Origin of the sequence: Mariniphaga sediminis (assembly GCF_003573545.1) — a bacterium.
GTDB classification, from domain to species: domain Bacteria; phylum Bacteroidota; class Bacteroidia; order Bacteroidales; family Prolixibacteraceae; genus Mariniphaga; species Mariniphaga sediminis.
Window position 1 is genome coordinate 262208 of the sequence record NZ_QWET01000002.1, and the last position, 15947, is coordinate 278154.

At 34.4% G+C, this 15947-nt stretch carries 17 protein-coding genes; 1 reads left to right on the plus strand and 16 read right to left on the minus strand.

The annotated features are described in order from the left end of the window. Window positions 1-26 precede the first annotated feature (26 nt). The gene (locus D1164_RS03420) at window positions 27-389 is read left to right on the plus strand and encodes a winged helix-turn-helix transcriptional regulator (RefSeq protein ID WP_119348534.1); all 363 of its coding nucleotides are present in this window, start codon (window positions 27-29) and stop codon (window positions 387-389) included. Window positions 390-618: 229 nt separating this feature from the next. Here D1164_RS03420 and D1164_RS03425 read toward each other — a convergent pair whose 3' ends face one another. The 16 genes from D1164_RS03425 to D1164_RS03500 form a co-directional block, all read right to left on the minus strand. Beyond that, window positions 619-1065 carry a hypothetical protein gene (locus D1164_RS03425; protein WP_119348535.1) on the minus strand — a complete coding sequence of 149 codons (447 nt, stop codon included), beginning with the start codon at window positions 1063-1065 and terminating at the stop codon, window positions 619-621. After that, complete coding sequence (locus tag D1164_RS03430; RefSeq protein ID WP_119348536.1) at window positions 1062-1856, minus strand: cation transporter; 795 nt, start codon at window positions 1854-1856, stop codon at window positions 1062-1064. Before D1164_RS03430 ends, D1164_RS03425 begins: the two co-directional genes overlap by 4 nt. Further along, window positions 1857-2063, minus strand: coding sequence for a GDCCVxC domain-containing (seleno)protein (locus tag D1164_RS24155; protein ID WP_119348537.1), 207 nt, complete (start codon window positions 2061-2063; stop codon window positions 1857-1859). 179 nt (window positions 2064-2242) lie between these two features. Then, the gene (locus D1164_RS03440) at window positions 2243-3151 is read right to left on the minus strand and encodes an SDR family NAD(P)-dependent oxidoreductase (protein WP_119348538.1); all 909 of its coding nucleotides are present in this window, start codon (window positions 3149-3151) and stop codon (window positions 2243-2245) included. A gap of 172 nt (window positions 3152-3323) precedes the next feature. After that, entirely contained in the window at window positions 3324-4139 is an 816-nt protein-coding gene (locus D1164_RS03445) for a ZIP family metal transporter (RefSeq protein WP_119348539.1), read from the minus strand. A 208-nt stretch (window positions 4140-4347) separates the two neighbouring features. Then, the gene (locus tag D1164_RS03450) at window positions 4348-5787 is read right to left on the minus strand and encodes an SDR family oxidoreductase (protein WP_119348540.1); all 1440 of its coding nucleotides are present in this window, start codon (window positions 5785-5787) and stop codon (window positions 4348-4350) included. 409 nt (window positions 5788-6196) lie between these two features. Then, window positions 6197-7252 (minus strand): hypothetical protein, encoded by a 1056-nt coding sequence (locus tag D1164_RS03455; protein WP_119348541.1) that lies wholly within the window; start codon window positions 7250-7252, stop codon window positions 6197-6199. A gap of 119 nt (window positions 7253-7371) precedes the next feature. Then, complete coding sequence (locus tag D1164_RS03460; RefSeq protein ID WP_119348542.1) at window positions 7372-8133, minus strand: MBL fold metallo-hydrolase; 762 nt, start codon at window positions 8131-8133, stop codon at window positions 7372-7374. A 222-nt stretch (window positions 8134-8355) separates the two neighbouring features. Next, complete coding sequence (locus D1164_RS03465; protein WP_119348543.1) at window positions 8356-9174, minus strand: hypothetical protein; 819 nt, start codon at window positions 9172-9174, stop codon at window positions 8356-8358. Further along, complete coding sequence (locus tag D1164_RS03470; RefSeq protein ID WP_119348544.1) at window positions 9174-10055, minus strand: DUF488 domain-containing protein; 882 nt, start codon at window positions 10053-10055, stop codon at window positions 9174-9176. The genes D1164_RS03465 and D1164_RS03470 overlap by 1 nt, the downstream gene beginning before the upstream one ends. Window positions 10056-10328: 273 nt before the next feature. After that, entirely contained in the window at window positions 10329-11120 is a 792-nt protein-coding gene (locus tag D1164_RS03475) for an alpha/beta hydrolase (RefSeq protein WP_119348545.1), read from the minus strand. A gap of 364 nt (window positions 11121-11484) precedes the next feature. Continuing rightward, entirely contained in the window at window positions 11485-11877 is a 393-nt protein-coding gene (locus D1164_RS03480; protein WP_206610908.1) for a DUF5684 domain-containing protein, read from the minus strand. 508 nt (window positions 11878-12385) lie between these two features. Beyond that, window positions 12386-12565, minus strand: coding sequence for a hypothetical protein (locus D1164_RS23945; RefSeq protein ID WP_119348546.1), 180 nt, complete (start codon window positions 12563-12565; stop codon window positions 12386-12388). 157 nt (window positions 12566-12722) lie between these two features. Then, entirely contained in the window at window positions 12723-14006 is a 1284-nt protein-coding gene (locus D1164_RS03490) for a C45 family peptidase (RefSeq protein ID WP_147372009.1), read from the minus strand. Window positions 14007-14251: 245 nt separating this feature from the next. Further along, window positions 14252-15013, minus strand: coding sequence for an RDD family protein (locus D1164_RS03495; protein ID WP_119348548.1), 762 nt, complete (start codon window positions 15011-15013; stop codon window positions 14252-14254). A gap of 545 nt (window positions 15014-15558) precedes the next feature. After that, window positions 15559-15942, minus strand: a complete 384-nt coding sequence (locus D1164_RS03500) for a co-chaperone GroES (RefSeq protein ID WP_119348549.1) — start codon at window positions 15940-15942, stop codon at window positions 15559-15561. Window positions 15943-15947: the final 5 nt, after the last annotated feature.

A 15947-nucleotide genomic window follows, 5' to 3' on the forward strand; every position in this document is an offset into this window, starting at 1 on the left:
ACTATATTTTATACGAATTGAGATCCATGAAAAAGAAAGCAACTGTAAATAATACTCCTGATTGTCAGGTTAGGATGCAAGCCATAAGTGATGCCATGAGCATTTTATCAGGAAAATGGAAATTCCATATTCTGGGGACACTTATTGAGGGCGACAAATTAGGCTTTATGGATTTGTTGCGCGAAGTGGATGGCATAGGCTCTAAAATGCTTTCCAAGGAATTGCAAGATTTAGAGGTGAATCGTTTGGTCAGTCGAACGGTAATGAACTCAAAACCTATAACCGTTGAATATTCCATTACTGAATACGGGAAAACACTTTCTCCTCTCATTGATGCGCTGGCAAATTGGGGAATTGAGTACAGGCAGTCAGTTTATAAAAATAAGTGATTTTAAGGTCCGGGCTCGTATTATATTTCCTGTTCATTAAGGCAGACGATATTTACCGCTAACAGTTGGGAAAACCTTTAATTCTCCCTTACCAAACCACTCTGTTTCTATTTTAGCTAATGATTCAGGCTTTAAATGACAATATTTATTATTTCACTCTTCCTTTGTGCACAACACAAACTCGTCGCAACTGAACAACAGCATTTACAAACAAAATTGCTTTTCTTTACTACGTATTTTTCAGTTCCTTTTTAAAGAACCATGCAATAATAATCCCTTCAGCCAGAGATCCTAATAACAATATGGCCAATTCAAGTAAATTCAATAAAATTGGTTCATTTAGAAGCGTATGGTAAATAAACCATTCCTGAAACACCCAATACATTAACCAAATTGTAAATCCCCAAAACAAGCCCTTTTTAATCCATGTTTTTCCAGGTATCGATTTAATAAACAAAGAATAAAACCATGCATGTGCGATACTCAAAATTACCATACCCGCTATTGACTTGAAAAGATCACGATTGGGGGTTATTTCTATAAAAAGTTGACTTTGAACAGATGGGTCATAAAGAATAGAATGTATTGGAGGACTCATAAATAAACCTCCCATAATTCCTTCGCCAATAAAACCTCCAACCAATCCTGCTACTATTATTTTTATCCGTTTATTCATTTCCCAAGTTTTAAGATTCTTATTGCTCCCTGAATTACCAAAACGAAAACAATGGTTCCGATAATCAGGTCAGGTTTATTCGAATTGAGCCAATTAACCATAAGCCCCGCCACGATAACGCCTAAATTTATAATCACGTCATTTGATGTAAAAATCATGCTGGCTTTCATATGGGCTTCTTCTTTGCTTTTTGATTTTTGCAGCAGATGCAAACACACACCGTTAGCGATTAATGCCAAAACTGAAACGAAAATCATTGTCGTAAAGTCAGGTAACTTTTCCGCTCCGAGAAAGCGTCTCAAAACTTCCACAAATCCAATAACAGCAAGGGTTATCTGAAAGTATCCCGCCAGTTTGGCAATTCGCTTTTTTCTTGTCAGTGTTCCACCAACTGCCAAAAGACTAATTCCATAAACGAATGAATCGGCAAGCATATCCAGGCTGTCTGCAACGAGTCCCATTGATTTTGAAATCAGCCCGGTTGTCATTTCTATTATAAAAAAAGCAAAGTTGATGGCGAGAACCGCCCAAAGCAGTCTTCTTTGATTTGTATGTTCCTTAAATTCCGTTTGGTCAGTTCGTTCAGATTTTAATTTTCTGCCACCTAAATTCAGTTCGAGAATTGATTTTTCGATTTGGTCAATTTGCCCGTTATGAAAAACGGTCAGTTTTCTGTTTGGAATATCGAAATCCAAATTTTCAACACTTGCAATACCATCCAATTTCATTCGGATTAAATTTTCCTCTGAGGGACAGTCCATTTTGGCAATTTCAAAGATTGTTTTTTGCATTCAACAACATTTTTTATTTTGTTGAACAGGAGGACACTTCACCGTTCCATAACTACAAAACACACAACAGTCACCTTGTTTTGGCTTTAATATACTTTTACAGTTCTCGCACTCATAAAAATATTGGCAAGCATCTGCAGGCATTATTTCTTCTTTTTTATGTCCACAGTTTGGACAAGTTATTACTGAGTTTAATTGTATTTCCATAATATCTGCTTAATCGTTTATCTGTAGTGTCTACAACAAGAAGGTATAAAAATAACAGCCGGCTTCGTGACACTTTCCTGTCAACCCTCTACGGAGTTTGAACGAGCGACAAATTTTGATATTTTGTACTCTCCCTGTCATCACTTATACAACGTTTTATGTGGCTTACTGTTTATCGTTCACCTGTTTTGAAAACTCTCTGCAATCTGATTGGTTTTTTCATCTGCACATAATTCAAGGCTAATCTTCCATAACTTATCTTGCATTTCCTTATTCAATACAGCCAAATCTTCTTTGATATCCATAAACTGATTTTTCTTCCAGGTAATAAGCGTACCGGATCTTTTCAGACTATCTTGCTGGCTTTCAACAAACAGAGGCTTCATTATTCTCCCACACTCCTCTATTGAAATAAATGTTCCAAAAAACTTCATCAGTGTTACCATTATTCTCATATAACCTGGTATGATATTTATCTGGTTGCTCCACACTGTTTTGGAAATCTCAAACCCGATAAATGATATTTTTGAATCCTCGATTTCTCTAAACATACGATGCAACTTAACAAGAAGCATCCTCTTTGCTACCATAGCCTGGTGTATACCCCTTTCGTAACTCCACTTCTTTTCCATTTGCATGTCGTCCCAGAATATTTCACCTCTCCTGGTTACGTTAAAAATCACTCTTCCTCCTTTTTTTGATTTTTTAAGTAAGTCCAGCAGGTTTAAGGTCAGCATAAATTGGGATAAATAATTTACCTGAAAATGTGCATCAAATCCATCTTCGGTTTCAATCCGTTTTGCAGCATACCCCAAACCAGCATTTATAAATATGCCATCAAGAAATTCATGTTTTTCGTACATTTCAATTATCGCGCGCTTAACATCACTAAATTTAGTCAGGTCACATAAAATAATAGAAATCTTATTATTGGACGTTTCATCATTCAATTCCTTTATCAATGCTTCGCCTAACTCTTTTGAACGGCATAGTATTACTATCTCATGTGCCTGGTTATCCGCATCAGCCAATACTTTTGCGACCCCTTTTCCCATTCCATTAGTGCCTCCTGTTATTAATACTTTCATAATTTGTTTTTTTAATTAAACACAACGCCAATTTGTATGAGTAGCGGCAGATTTCATGTCGTTTACGGTCAAAACACAATGCAATTTAAGTGGATTATAAACCTTGATATTTAGTACTTCTCCTGTCATTTCCCCTACTAAAGTGGATGCTTATTTGTTCTTCAGCTACGGACTATCCCAAAGATACATCCAAAAGCATCATTGTCGCAAAGCCAAGCATGGCTCCAATGGTAGATAAATCTGTCTCATTTCCTCTTTGAGATTCAGGTATTAGCTCCTCAACTACAACAAATATCATTGCTCCTGCTGCAAATGATAGTGCATAGGGCAACAAAGGAGTAATTGTCAATACCAGGTAAGCACCAATTACTCCTGCAATCGGTTCAACAATACCAGAAAGTTGACCATAATTAAATGCTTTTAATCTAGAAAAGCCTTCTCGTCGCATTGGAATAGAAACAGCCGCACCTTCAGGGAAATTTTGTAATCCAATTCCAAAGGCCAAGGCAATAGCTCCTGCCAACATACCCATATCAGGATTATTTGCCAATGCTCCGAATGCAACTCCAACAGCCAACCCTTCAGGGATATTATGTAGAGTTATTGCAAGTACAAGCAATACACTTCTTTGCCACGTTGTTTTAATTCCTTCGGCTTTATCAACAGATAACCCCAAATGCAAGTGGGGTAATATTTTATCGACCAAAAGTAAAAAAGCTCCTCCCGCTAAAAATCCAACCACAGCAGGTATCCATGGTAAAGAACCATTTTGTTCGGACATTTCAATTGCAGGTTTTAACAAGGACCAGAAACTAGCTGCAATCATAACTCCAGCGGCAAAACCTAGCATAGAATTAAGAATCTTTTGATTGATGGTTTTAAAGAAAAATACCATAGAAGAGCCTAAAGCTGTCATAAACCAGGTAAAAAGTGTTGCTCCCAAAGCCAGGAGTATAGGATTGTAGTTAAGTAACCATTCTATCTTCATATTCTCAATTTCACAGGTTTATTACCTGGTAAATGTACATCTATTTTCTTTCTGTTATTCAACATAGTATGAACTTCCGAAAGTAACGAATGGTCATTTGTATGTTGTCATTGCGAATTTCAGAGCGCGTTCATGTCCGGTATATGATAGTCAGGAAAGGAACCGAGACAACGCACCGCACGAACCCCTGAACTTACAACTATCACGTCTATCTTGTATTCACATTGTTGTGTTTAGTTAATTCTTTTATTAACCCTTTAAATATTAATCCATGTAATGGGAATACTAAATACCAGTAAGCCCTCCCTAATAATCCTTTCGGACGAAATGTAGCTGTTTGAATAAGAATGTCACCCTTTATTTGAAATTCCAGCCAAGCCTCTCCGGGTAATTTCATTTCTGCAAACAAAAGTAATCGCTTTTCATTTTTGCTAGCATAAAGTACTCGCCAAAAATCAAGAGTATCACCAGCGTGAATTTGATTCAAACTCGTCCGGCCTCTTCTTAAACCTACACCACCAAATATTTTATCAATAAATCCTCTAATTTCCCATAACCAATTGGCATAGTACCAACCTGTCTCTCCTCCTATCATCCAAATTTTTTCGATGCAGCTTAAATCATCTTTAACTTGTTTCTTACGAATATCTTTAAAACAACCATATTCGGGCACATTGATATAATCCGAAATTTTATAATCCATCCTGCCGCTTATGGTCGAATCTTTCCAGCTGGAAATAATTTCGTTTTGCTCAATTTTACTGAATGCTTTTTTGATACATTCTTTATAAGATATTGGATTTAAATGAAGTAACTTGTTAATTTCATTATCTTTTGCAATCACCTCTATTTTCATGCTATCAACTAATGAAGTAGCAAGTTTATATGAGGTGGATGTAATAAAATACAACCAGTAAGATGACAGTTTTGGAGTCATTACAGGTATCGTCCATATCTTTCTTTTCAGACCACGTACCTGTGCAAAACCCATTAACATTTCTTTGTAGGTTAGTATTTCATTACCTGCAATATCATAGCAATTATTATATGCTTGAGCATTTCCCAATATCCCGACTAATATTTTAATTACATCAGAAATACCAATTGGTTGACATTTAGTCTTTAACCATTTTGGTGCAATCATAATTGGCAATTTCTCAACCAAATCGCGAATAATTTCGAAGGAGGCACTTCCTGAACCAATTATAATTCCTGCCCGAACTGTAGTCAAAGAGAATTTTCCTTTGTTTAATTCTATTTCCACATTTTTCCTTGAAAGCAGATGTTTTGATAAAGTCTCAGAGTTAACAATACCACTTAAATAAATTACTTGCTTCGCATTAGTTTTATTAACTGCCTCCCTAAAGTTTACAGCAGATTGTTTTTCTAATGTATTATAGTTCTTTGAAGTTGACATTGAATGGACTAAATAATAGGCAAAATCAATATCTTGAGGAATGTTATTAAGCGATTCTTTTTGGGTTAAGTCTAATTCGACAACTTGAATTTTATCCTTGATAGATTCTACAACATGGAATTTATTTTTATCCCTAACACAACAAACTACAGAATATCCCCTTTGAACCAGAATCGGCAATAACCTTTTTCCAATGTATCCTGTAGCTCCTGTTAATAAAACTTTTGTCATATCACCCTTTATTTAAACAGTAAATTGTATGAGTAGCAGATTGCGTGGCTTTTACCTGTCAAGTCTAAGAACTAATGGTTTAGAATCTCCTAAAATCATATTTCTAAAACCATTGTCGTAAAATAAATTTTACGATTCTGTTTGATTTCAAAGGTAATACCCAATATTATAATGACCAAATACCATAACAATCAGTCATTATAGTGTTTTGTAGTGTCTTTTTTATGCTTGTACACTGTGTTGATACATTTGGCCAAGTGGGTTTCTGTAAAATTTCATGTTCAGTAGGACTAAACAGCTATGTGAGAATCAGCGAATGGCGCACCACTAAACCTCCGTTATACAATATGCACCGTGTGTAGTTGTTTGTTGATTCATTTACTGCTTTCAAATATCATTCTATCAAAAATTAGTTGCAATCATTTATTAAATGGATATAAAAAGTAGATTCGACAATTCTCCCGATCTTTTTTCTTCTATTCTCATTAAGACTGGTATGCCTTCCATTCATAAAGTAAGAATTTTTTATTTCTGGCAGATATTCATTAGAAAAACAATACAGATAATCATCAATTTGGAAATCTCTTAATTTCTCAAGTACTCCGCTAATCCACGTCTCTATATCAGGGTTCTTAAACCTGGATAATAAAACCATTCTGTGAATAAGGCCGTTTTTGAAATAATCAATTGAGAGTGCTTCATTATAGAGTGGTAAATGTACGCTCCAACCCATAAAATGATATTTGTTTTGTGGACTTTTAATGAGACCATAACCGTAATCAAAAGACTGATACCTATTGTCTGAAACATATTCAAGAATACAATCTATTTTCTTCTTTGTATCTTCAGGTAATTTGTCATAGACATAATAGAAAACGAAAATATCGTAAACCAAAGGCAATACTAATTCATTTTTTTCGTAGAGGACAGGGTTGACTAATTTTTTCGTCTTATACTGGCTCGGAATCTTAAAACTGGCGGCGCTTGCATAAATATTGTATTTAGCTGAAGAGGTAGTAATAAAGTTATACAACGTGTTTATCCTGCTTATAACAGTTTCATAAACGATATCGTCAGAAAAGTTAGCGGCAAAAAGATATCCCGCTACTACAAACCGGCACAAAGAATCATAAATGTTATTACTCTCTTTCGTTTTTAAAAAAGCAACATACTTTTTTAAATCGCCATGAGACAATATATCTTCAAAGGATAGCCCAAAAGATACAAGTTTACCAAACGAATTTTCAAAACAGGAATCGCTACTCCCTAAAATGGTTGTATTGTTTACTTCAGAAGGAATATTTTGCTTCCAGTATAAAACGGCAGGAAGTTTTAGTAAAGCATCATAACTTTCCCCATACGCGTCATTTCCTGCGACGTTTGAATGTTTTAAAAGTAAATGCTTTATCGTTTGTTCACTGTTATTCATTAAGAAGTTAAAACGCTCATTTTTCATATCGGTCATATTTAGTTTAGGTTATTATATACAACAGTAACGTGTATGCGTAGTGGCAGATTGTGTGGTAGTTTCCTGTCAAACCGATACGCAGTTTGAGCAGGCTATAAACCTTGATGTTTATCACATTACCTGCCATTACTTATTACAAAATGTTGTGTGTAGTTTTTATATTTATCAATCAACTCTGTCAATTTATTATTAATGTCTCTATCCATAATTCCTCCGTGATAACAAATAATTGTATGAGGATTTAGACCTTTAATTTTTTCTACTGACTTTATCGCAGATTTAATATCCAATGTAAATGATGGATTTGCAATATTAAACTCTTCATTCTCAATAACCAATGAATCACCAGCTATTAATATTTTTGTTTTAGGATAGAATAAAGATATATGTCCTTTTGTATGACCTGGAGTATGAATTACAATGATGTCACGCTCAAAATATTCCATATCAACAAGTTCTTTATCTACACTTACTCGCTGAACATTTTTTAACTTCTGTATAAAATTTATCGACCAATCCTTATATTCTGTGGGCATGTCATCTAGTGTAGATTCTGCTTGAATAAGTCTTTCTGATTTTGTAATACCTGAAACAGAATCTTTTTCATATTCTCCACAGTATATTTTTAAATTCACATTATCCTTTTTCAATAATTTAAGACTACCTAAATGGTCATAGTCATCATGTGTAATTATCACTCCTGTTAAATCGTTTATTCCTATTCCAAAAGACTCTAATTCTGATTTAAGCTCTTCGAAAGTTTCTTCATATCCGCAGTCAACAAGATAATTACGATTTTCATTTTGTATTAATACTGGGAATATAACTTTATTCTCACCATCTATTATTTTTTCAATCTTTAATACATTCAGTTTCATTTATCACATAAAATTGTTACGAACTAATTGTCATTGGAAAGCAACTCGTTACTCAAATTACACACTACAGTCACTTCTATGTGGTCGGGCGGGATTTCTGGAAGAAATCGTGTCAGACCCGCAGGAAAGTGAGCGCAAGGCCTGACTTGTCAGACCGCCAAAACTCCCGACTGCCATATGCAATTTGTTGGCGTTTCGTTGTTTTGTTTTTTTATTTTTTTCTCAGTCAAAGTTTAGTTTAAGTTGATTCTCAATTTTTGGATGAAATGTCCCAATTATAATAAAAGGGTTGGGAGCAACTAAATGATGTAATTTAGTTGTACCTAAATAGAAATATAAATCTTTTGTTTTAGCAAAATCATCCCAATATTTTTTTCTAACATCATCACATGCTGCTTTTTCGTTTCCATCATGCCTCTCCATGCAATTCCAAAACAAAGCACCCAATTCCCAATCTTCATTCATTAAAGTACTTACTTTCCCATTTATATCAGAAAAAACAAAACTGAATTTATAGGGTAGTTTTCTAACAACTTCAAAATTCCTTTTTTCCTCAAATAATTTTCCTTGTAAGAGGACAGCTTTTTGCTTCGCATTCCATTCACGTTGGCATGGCTCGTATATAAAATCAATAAATTTTGTTGGTTTAAAAATTGCTAGTGATATATATTTCTCCTTATTTTTAGCTTCGGAGATTAGTAAATTGAGGTCATAGTAAATATTTTTCAAAACCCATTTTTTTCTTTCTTCCCAATTGTTTTCAGTGCCAATACGACCATAAAAAGTTATAATATCCTCAGCATCTATGTTTACTGGTCGATAACTTTCTTGTCTAAAATCACGAGTATTTTTTACCAAGTCCATTTCAATCCAGTGGTACTTTTGATACTGTTTATTGTAATCAAGTTTTCTGTAGGGTATTGGATAAATTCTAATCCAATTTCCATCTTCATCTATCCCTGCAGTGCAGACAAGTTCTTCATATTTCGATGAAACTGATGGATAAGTTTTTACTGTAATGAGGATTTTTCTTTTGGGCATTATAAATGTATTATGGGGATTTTTGAGTCTAATAAATGTACGGCATTTGCTACTCTAGTTCTATGACATTGTTTTGGCAACGCTTCATAACAAGTTAATGCAACTCTGCCATAAGTTTTTATTAAACTATGAATTAGTCTAATTTCTTTTTGTTGATTTGGAAGAATTTCTTTTTCATAGTCAACAAATAAATTGTCATAGTCCATTTGAGTGCTAAGATTTTTTCTTTTTTCGCTTACAATTCCTAATTCGGGCAGGTGAATATATTTTATGTTAACTGATTCACAAGCATTTTGCAAGGTCTTTTTAGCAAAGCCATATTTTCTGCTTAATGGATTTTTTCTCACATCGCAAAGGATTTTCACATTTTGTTGAATTAACGTATTTAAGTAATTTTCAAGACTTCTTCCTTCATATCCAATCGTAAAAATTCCTTCAGTTGTAATAGTAGGTTTAAATCGATTAACTATTTCAATTTCCTTTTCATTTAAGTGTTTGGAAACAATTTCACTGTTAATTGCAAAATATGGATAATTTAAATAGACTTGTCTTATTAACTCGTCGGTGGATAAATTGCCAAATTGCAGTTTTAGCTTTGACAAGATTTTCCTGTCAGTTTCTTCAATAGTGTGAATAAAATTTGCATGTTCAATATTTGTTTTCCAATTTCTAGTATTTGCTAAATATCCTTCTTTTATCAAAGAATTTTTATCAGCCATCGCTTGAAATGAGAAACATCCATATTTGTATGGAACAAAATCATATTTTCTATCCGTTTGTTTTTCTGAGAAAAGGAATAAAATCTTTTGAAAATCAGTTGCACTTATTTCATTGCCGAATAATTCAACAATAGCAAGTAATATTTTTTTTCTATATAACATTGACAATTTTTTCTGAATAATTACAAATTTAATTTAATTCCTTGTCAACTAAAAAATCTCGACTAATAGTTTGATTTTCAATATTCATTTTTATAAGAAACATCTAATTATCTGTGTTTTACAATGAACACCAACGGTCACTTGTATGTGGTCGGGCGGGATTTCTGGAAGAAATCGTGTCAGACCCGCAGGAAAGTGGGCGCAAGGTCTGACTTGTCAGACCGCCAAAACCCCCGCCTGCCATATGCAATTTGTTACCTGCTGTTTTTTTATTCATTTATCCGATGTATATATAAATTTTAATCCATGATATAAACTTTGAAAAGGTACATGTCCTTCGTCTTCATAAACTTTCAACTCACATACAACATTCTCTTTGGATTTTATTTTTTGGCTAAAATCTGACAGTTGTTTTCTATTAATTCCATCCGGGTCTAGAAAATCTTTTAGTCCGTGTGTTAAAAATATTTTTGTCAGTTTATTATTTTTTGTTTTTAAAAAATTAGCTGTTAAGTCGTCGAAATATTCTCCACAATCAAGAAATGCTCCGCTACATACAATATACGAATCAAAAGAATTAGTATTTGTCAAAAAATAATACAATGTGAAAATTGCGCTTAAAGATTGTCCACATAAAATTTTCTCATTGGTTGTCCGAAAAGATTTGTTTATATATGGGACCAACTCATTGTCGATGAATTTTTTGAACTTTTCAGCACCAGGTTCTGTGTCGAAAAAACCAGTCTTTGTCGGCATCATATCTCGGTTCCTATTTGTGTTTTCAATCATAACTACAATCATTTCTGGTATTAACTCATCAATGTAAGCTAACCTATTGATTGTCCCAATGGTTTCAGAAAATAAGTCAATGTTGCCGTCAAGTCGATAAATGACAGGATAAGACTTTTTTGTCTCATCGTATCCTTTGGGTAGTTTAATTATGATTTTTCTATTCTCATTCAGTTCTTTCGAATTTATTGAATCAATAAATCCGAGCTTTATTTCCTGACTAAATAGAATTGTCGCTGATAGGATTAATAAGGTTAAAAGAGTTAATTTTTTCATTGTAATTTAGCTATGTTGTTGGCTCTGTTAAAATTCTGACTAACGCCAAAGTTAATCTTTTGATTTATTGACATTTAGTTGTTTTGCTTTTTCTCATTAAATAATGGCTAAAAAAAGACGTTAGCAAAAAAACTCAACTGTTTTACAACCAGTAGGAGGATTGCAGATAACGGTTGGTGCAAGTGTAGTGCGGAGCTTTGAAACGGCAACTTGTCAAGTTTGCACGGAGCCAAGCAGGCGTAGCACTAAATTTTGTTTTTTACCGATAATCCGTCCACGACGGATTGGCGGTGGTTGAACAAGGCAAAAGCGCTGGAACACCGCGCACTCCCGCATTACATTTGCACTTTGTTATGGGCTGGTTTTATTGCTTAAGTCCTGCTGGTCCAATATATTTTGAATCACCAAAACCAAGAATTGGAATGAAAATAATACTAAGCAAAATTACACCAACTGTAAAACCTTCACTTTTTCCAAAACTTTTTACCATAAGATTCCATCCCCAAATTATCCAAATAAAATTTAAAGAAGGAATCATCCATAAGAAAATCCACCACCATGGTTTTCCTATTATTTCCATGAATACAATTAAATTATAAATTGGAATAATTGCAGCCCAACCTGGCTGATTTGCTTTTTCAAATAACTTCCACATTGCAATAAGTGGTATTAAAATCAAGAAAAGCATAATAAAGATTATAATGATTTCCTGAGGACCAATAAATCCAAGTAAAACGAAATTTAAAATTTGATTCATAATGTTTAGTTTTTGATTTTTTTATTCCCTACTCCCTACTCATTTGGCTTTTCGGTAACGCCCCGTTTTTATAGTGATTTCTGGTCTCCACTATTTTTTTTGATTTTCTTTTAAAAATTTTATTGTCAATTATTTAATTTCATTAGTCCACCATTTCATTTTTTTATTTAGAAAATCCCCCTCAAATTCATTTTTCGGGAAAGGTTTAAGTTTTTTTTAGATTGTTGATTTTGTTTAGAATTATTTTTTGTACAAAGAATTAGTCAGGTTATTTTTTTAATTGAAAGTAGGTTAAAAATTTTATCCATGATTATTTGTGTTAGTTATTTTTCAAACTTGCCCATAACGTTGTCGTATATTTACTCCATATATTTTTGTTTTCTGCAAAGCACCTGTATTCATCTTTTATAGAAAAAATTATTCACTTATGTTTAAAGAACAAAAAGTAAACCCTCCAACAATTTTTGCCTGCGCACGGAAGTGTTACAGCCCTAAGGGAATAGTTTATTTAAAAATACTGTTCCCAAGGCGTTCCTACTAAACAAATACCAGCTTTCTGCTTTTTGCGGTCGCTGTTGTTTCGGGTTATTTTCACTTTTTCAGTCAACAAAACAATGATTTGGTTTTTAAGCGTTGAAGATAAAAAATATTTTCTTAATCCAACGGGTGCGGAAAGCGCATAACTCATTCATGCCCGGGACTAAACACCCCCCAGCATACACCAAAAAGCTAAAACAATAAAGTATAAATTATAAACAGATTACTTTGCTGTATCCAATCAGCGTAATTATATAAAAAAAGGAGGCATCATTATTTATCCTCCTTCATATTTCTACTTTCTGTTTTTATTCAAAAAGCTCTTTGAAATAATACGTGTAAGGAGTACACTCATATGCTGGAACGTTATTTTGGGTATCATAAACCGACAGGTTTATTTCACCTGTTGATGGAACGTACTGGATAACCATTAAGTTATGCGATAAACTCGAATTATCATGCATCAGATTCCAGCTTTTTTGTGCAGAGATGTTTTGTTCGGCATTTACCGCCTGAATCATTGCTGTATAACGATCTTCAAAATTATAGGTGTTATTTCTGGCTACCTGTCCATTAGCAACATATAAATTATCTCCAGCAATGGAATCGGGAAATGAGCTATTACGGAAAGTAATATATGGCGCTGTTGGAGCCAGTTCGGTAACTAAAGCTGTGTTTTCATCGGTATCGGCCATAGCAAGCGCTGATATTAATACGGGTGTAGCATACGATTCATTACTGTTTATATAATCTTTGATATCGAGCAGAGTATTCTCGCCATCGAGATTATAATCAGCTGTTTCGATTGCCTCACGCAATGCAAACCATATCGGAGTATAGTTTTGCCCTAATTGAGGGCCTGCTTCCGAATAATCGTCCATCGTATTTTGAAACAAAGCCATATGCTCATTAATACCGGATAATGAACCCAGTAACCCAGCAAAACCAATACTGATCCAAGGTTGTTTATCCTCGTCATCGGGTTGATGGATACACATCACGATATTTTGGGTAAGAGCATGTGTTACATGCCAGTCTAAGTGGCGGGTAATTACTGATTCTCCTGCAAGGGCAGTATTTTCGGTTGCACTACCCCAACTCATATATGCCGAACAGCCAAGTCCGGCATTACGGGTATTGCTACTTATACTCATTAACATATTGTATATATCGAGAAAGCAATTTGCCACAATTAAGTCTCCAACATCAAGCGAATAAACATTTGCTGACGAATCATTCAGCGCATCAATAACCCCTTGCATTTCGTCCATCATATCCTGACTAATATTGAAGTTACCTTCGGTTGTTGCCAGTGTTTTTGCAGTAGCATAATACTCACTTCCAAATAGTGCTTTTATGTAATCTTTAATAACATGGCTTATCTCATTGGCCAATAGCGAACCATAGGCATACCCCATTTCGTAATTGCTACCATATACTTTTATAATTTTAATTTGATCATCTTCAATAATTTCCCCTTTAATTGTCGATGTCTGTTCCTGTTCTTCCGGCTCTTGTTCGCATGCAATTAAAGTGAATGCGCTAATAAACAATACAGAGGCAAACAATTTGCCCATTTTAAATAGATTCATACTTTCTTTTGAATTTAATTGGTTAATAATATTCTCTTATCAATTTTAATGCATGATCATCTCAAATGCTTTTCATCGAGAATGATGTCAATTCCTAAAATGGCTGGTAATGGTCACTTGTAAGCTGTCGTTGCGGATTTCGAAGAGCGTCAGTGTCCGGTAGGACTGAACGGCGATGCGAGAATCTGCTGATGGCGCACCACCAAACCCCGCTATGCAATATGCGTTGTGTTAGCACCAGTTTTTTATTTATTCATTTCAACTAACTTCCATTTCTCATTTGATTCTTTTGTCAAATAAACTCTAATCTTCAAATCCTTTTCATTGCCAAGAACTTTTATTCCCAATTGAGCCTGTCCATTACCACCTGTAATACTAATATTTCCTGTTGGCATTATTCCATATCCTTTGATTCCTCCTGTTTCTGATAATATCTCTTGATTTTGTTCTATTTCGATTATTGCAACTTTATATGCCTCCGAGCTTTTCATTGTAACTCCAACAAACAAAATTATGAATGTAAAAAAGGTAATACCAACTCCAATTAAAGCTATGATTCTTGGTAGTTTATTTGGCTTATTAGGATTATTTACAACAATAGTATTTACAATTTTGTCTCCTAGTCTTTTCTTTTCTTGGCTTAAAGCAAGAACAATAAATTCAACAGGCCAGATTATTATAAGCAAGTTTCTGATAAGTAGTCTACCAAAAGAAGGAACTTGATTTAGTTCGTCTGCATCTCGAATCATTATTCCCATAATCCATTTCCCCATACTAATCCCTTTAATTGAATCTTTTACAAAATATATAAGAAACCCAATAGGCATTACGGCCAACATTGTTATTGTCATTTTACTTATATCGTTATTATCCAAGAAACTTGTGCCCATTGATAAAAAAACGGTTGAAACCAACAAAAATGTTATTGTAAAATGGTCAATTATAAATGCAGCAATTCGTCTTTTTCTGCTTGATACTCTTAGTTTTTGGTTTATTTCTTCCTCCATTTTTGGTTTTTTAAATTGGTGCTAACGTTGTCGTATATTTACTCCATCTATTTTTGCTTTCTGTAAAGTACATATATTCACCGTATAAGAAAAAATCATTCACTTATGTTTAAAGAACAAAAAGTAAACCGCCTAACAGTTTTTACCCACGCACAGAAGTGATGCAGCCCTAAGGGAACAGGTTCTTTTAAAACTATTGCGCCCAAGGCATTCCCAGCCAAAACAAATACCAGCTTTCTGCTTTCTGCGGTCGCCGTTGTTTCGGGTTACTTTCGCTTTTATAGTCAACAAAACAATAATTTGGTTTTCAAGCGTCGAAGATAAAAAAAATACTAATCGAACTTTTGATTAAAATATTTTATTCACCCCAGATACTAAACGCTACCCAGGAAGTCGGAAATGATAACAGGAGGCTGTTATCAAACAGGAAAACGTTCCTCAAATATAAGGAGGGAAGGCACCTTTCATACATTGCGGCTTCACCAATCGGAAACCACCGGGATTTAGGAATGCGTTAAAGTCCCCGAAGCAGGGAAAAGTAATTTTCAGGCCAGCAGGTTTTCATCCCGGATAATCATCAGGATGGCTGAGTGTGGCAGAATGAGGTATTTTTCGTTATTAAACTCAATTTCGTAGCCGCTTTTGTTCATAAAAACGGCCAAATCGCCCATACGGGCCTGCAGCGGTACATATTTTACGTCATCCTGTTTTTGCTTCCAGGTTTCATCTTCTTCCGAAACGGCCGGAATGGGATACCCCGGTCCCACTTTTACAATGTAACCGCTCTGAATCTTTTCGCTCTCCTGCACCGTTGGCGGCAGGTACAGGCCGGTTTTGGTTTTGCTCGAAGGCGTTTTGGGCTTTATCAATACCCGGTCGCCCACCATAATAAACTTTTCGAGGTCCTTTTCTTCAATAACAAGTGACATAATTA

Bases quoted from the DNA above. Each gene is read 5' to 3' on its own strand.
- D1164_RS03420 (WP_119348534.1), top strand. From the start codon at position 27: ATGAAAAAGAAAGCAACTGTAAATAATACTCCTGATTGTCAGGTTAGG.
- D1164_RS03425 (WP_119348535.1), bottom strand. From the start codon at position 1,065: ATGAATAAACGGATAAAAATAATAGTAGCAGGATTGGTTGGAGGTTTT.
- D1164_RS03430 (WP_119348536.1), bottom strand. From the start codon at position 1,856: ATGCAAAAAACAATCTTTGAAATTGCCAAAATGGACTGTCCCTCAGAG.
- D1164_RS24155 (WP_119348537.1), bottom strand. From the start codon at position 2,063: ATGGAAATACAATTAAACTCAGTAATAACTTGTCCAAACTGTGGACAT.
- D1164_RS03440 (WP_119348538.1), bottom strand. From the start codon at position 3,151: ATGAAAGTATTAATAACAGGAGGCACTAATGGAATGGGAAAAGGGGTC.
- D1164_RS03445 (WP_119348539.1), bottom strand. From the start codon at position 4,139: ATGAAGATAGAATGGTTACTTAACTACAATCCTATACTCCTGGCTTTG.
- D1164_RS03450 (WP_119348540.1), bottom strand. From the start codon at position 5,787: ATGACAAAAGTTTTATTAACAGGAGCTACAGGATACATTGGAAAAAGG.
- D1164_RS03455 (WP_119348541.1), bottom strand. From the start codon at position 7,252: ATGACCGATATGAAAAATGAGCGTTTTAACTTCTTAATGAATAACAGT.
- D1164_RS03460 (WP_119348542.1), bottom strand. From the start codon at position 8,133: ATGAAACTGAATGTATTAAAGATTGAAAAAATAATAGATGGTGAGAAT.
- D1164_RS03465 (WP_119348543.1), bottom strand. From the start codon at position 9,174: ATGCCCAAAAGAAAAATCCTCATTACAGTAAAAACTTATCCATCAGTT.
- D1164_RS03470 (WP_119348544.1), bottom strand. From the start codon at position 10,055: ATGTTATATAGAAAAAAAATATTACTTGCTATTGTTGAATTATTCGGC.
- D1164_RS03475 (WP_119348545.1), bottom strand. From the start codon at position 11,120: ATGAAAAAATTAACTCTTTTAACCTTATTAATCCTATCAGCGACAATT.
- D1164_RS03480 (WP_206610908.1), bottom strand. From the start codon at position 11,877: ATGAATCAAATTTTAAATTTCGTTTTACTTGGATTTATTGGTCCTCAG.
- D1164_RS23945 (WP_119348546.1), bottom strand. From the start codon at position 12,565: ATGAGTTATGCGCTTTCCGCACCCGTTGGATTAAGAAAATATTTTTTA.
- D1164_RS03490 (WP_147372009.1), bottom strand. From the start codon at position 14,006: ATGAATCTATTTAAAATGGGCAAATTGTTTGCCTCTGTATTGTTTATT.
- D1164_RS03495 (WP_119348548.1), bottom strand. From the start codon at position 15,013: ATGGAGGAAGAAATAAACCAAAAACTAAGAGTATCAAGCAGAAAAAGA.
- D1164_RS03500 (WP_119348549.1), bottom strand. From the start codon at position 15,942: ATGTCACTTGTTATTGAAGAAAAGGACCTCGAAAAGTTTATTATGGTG.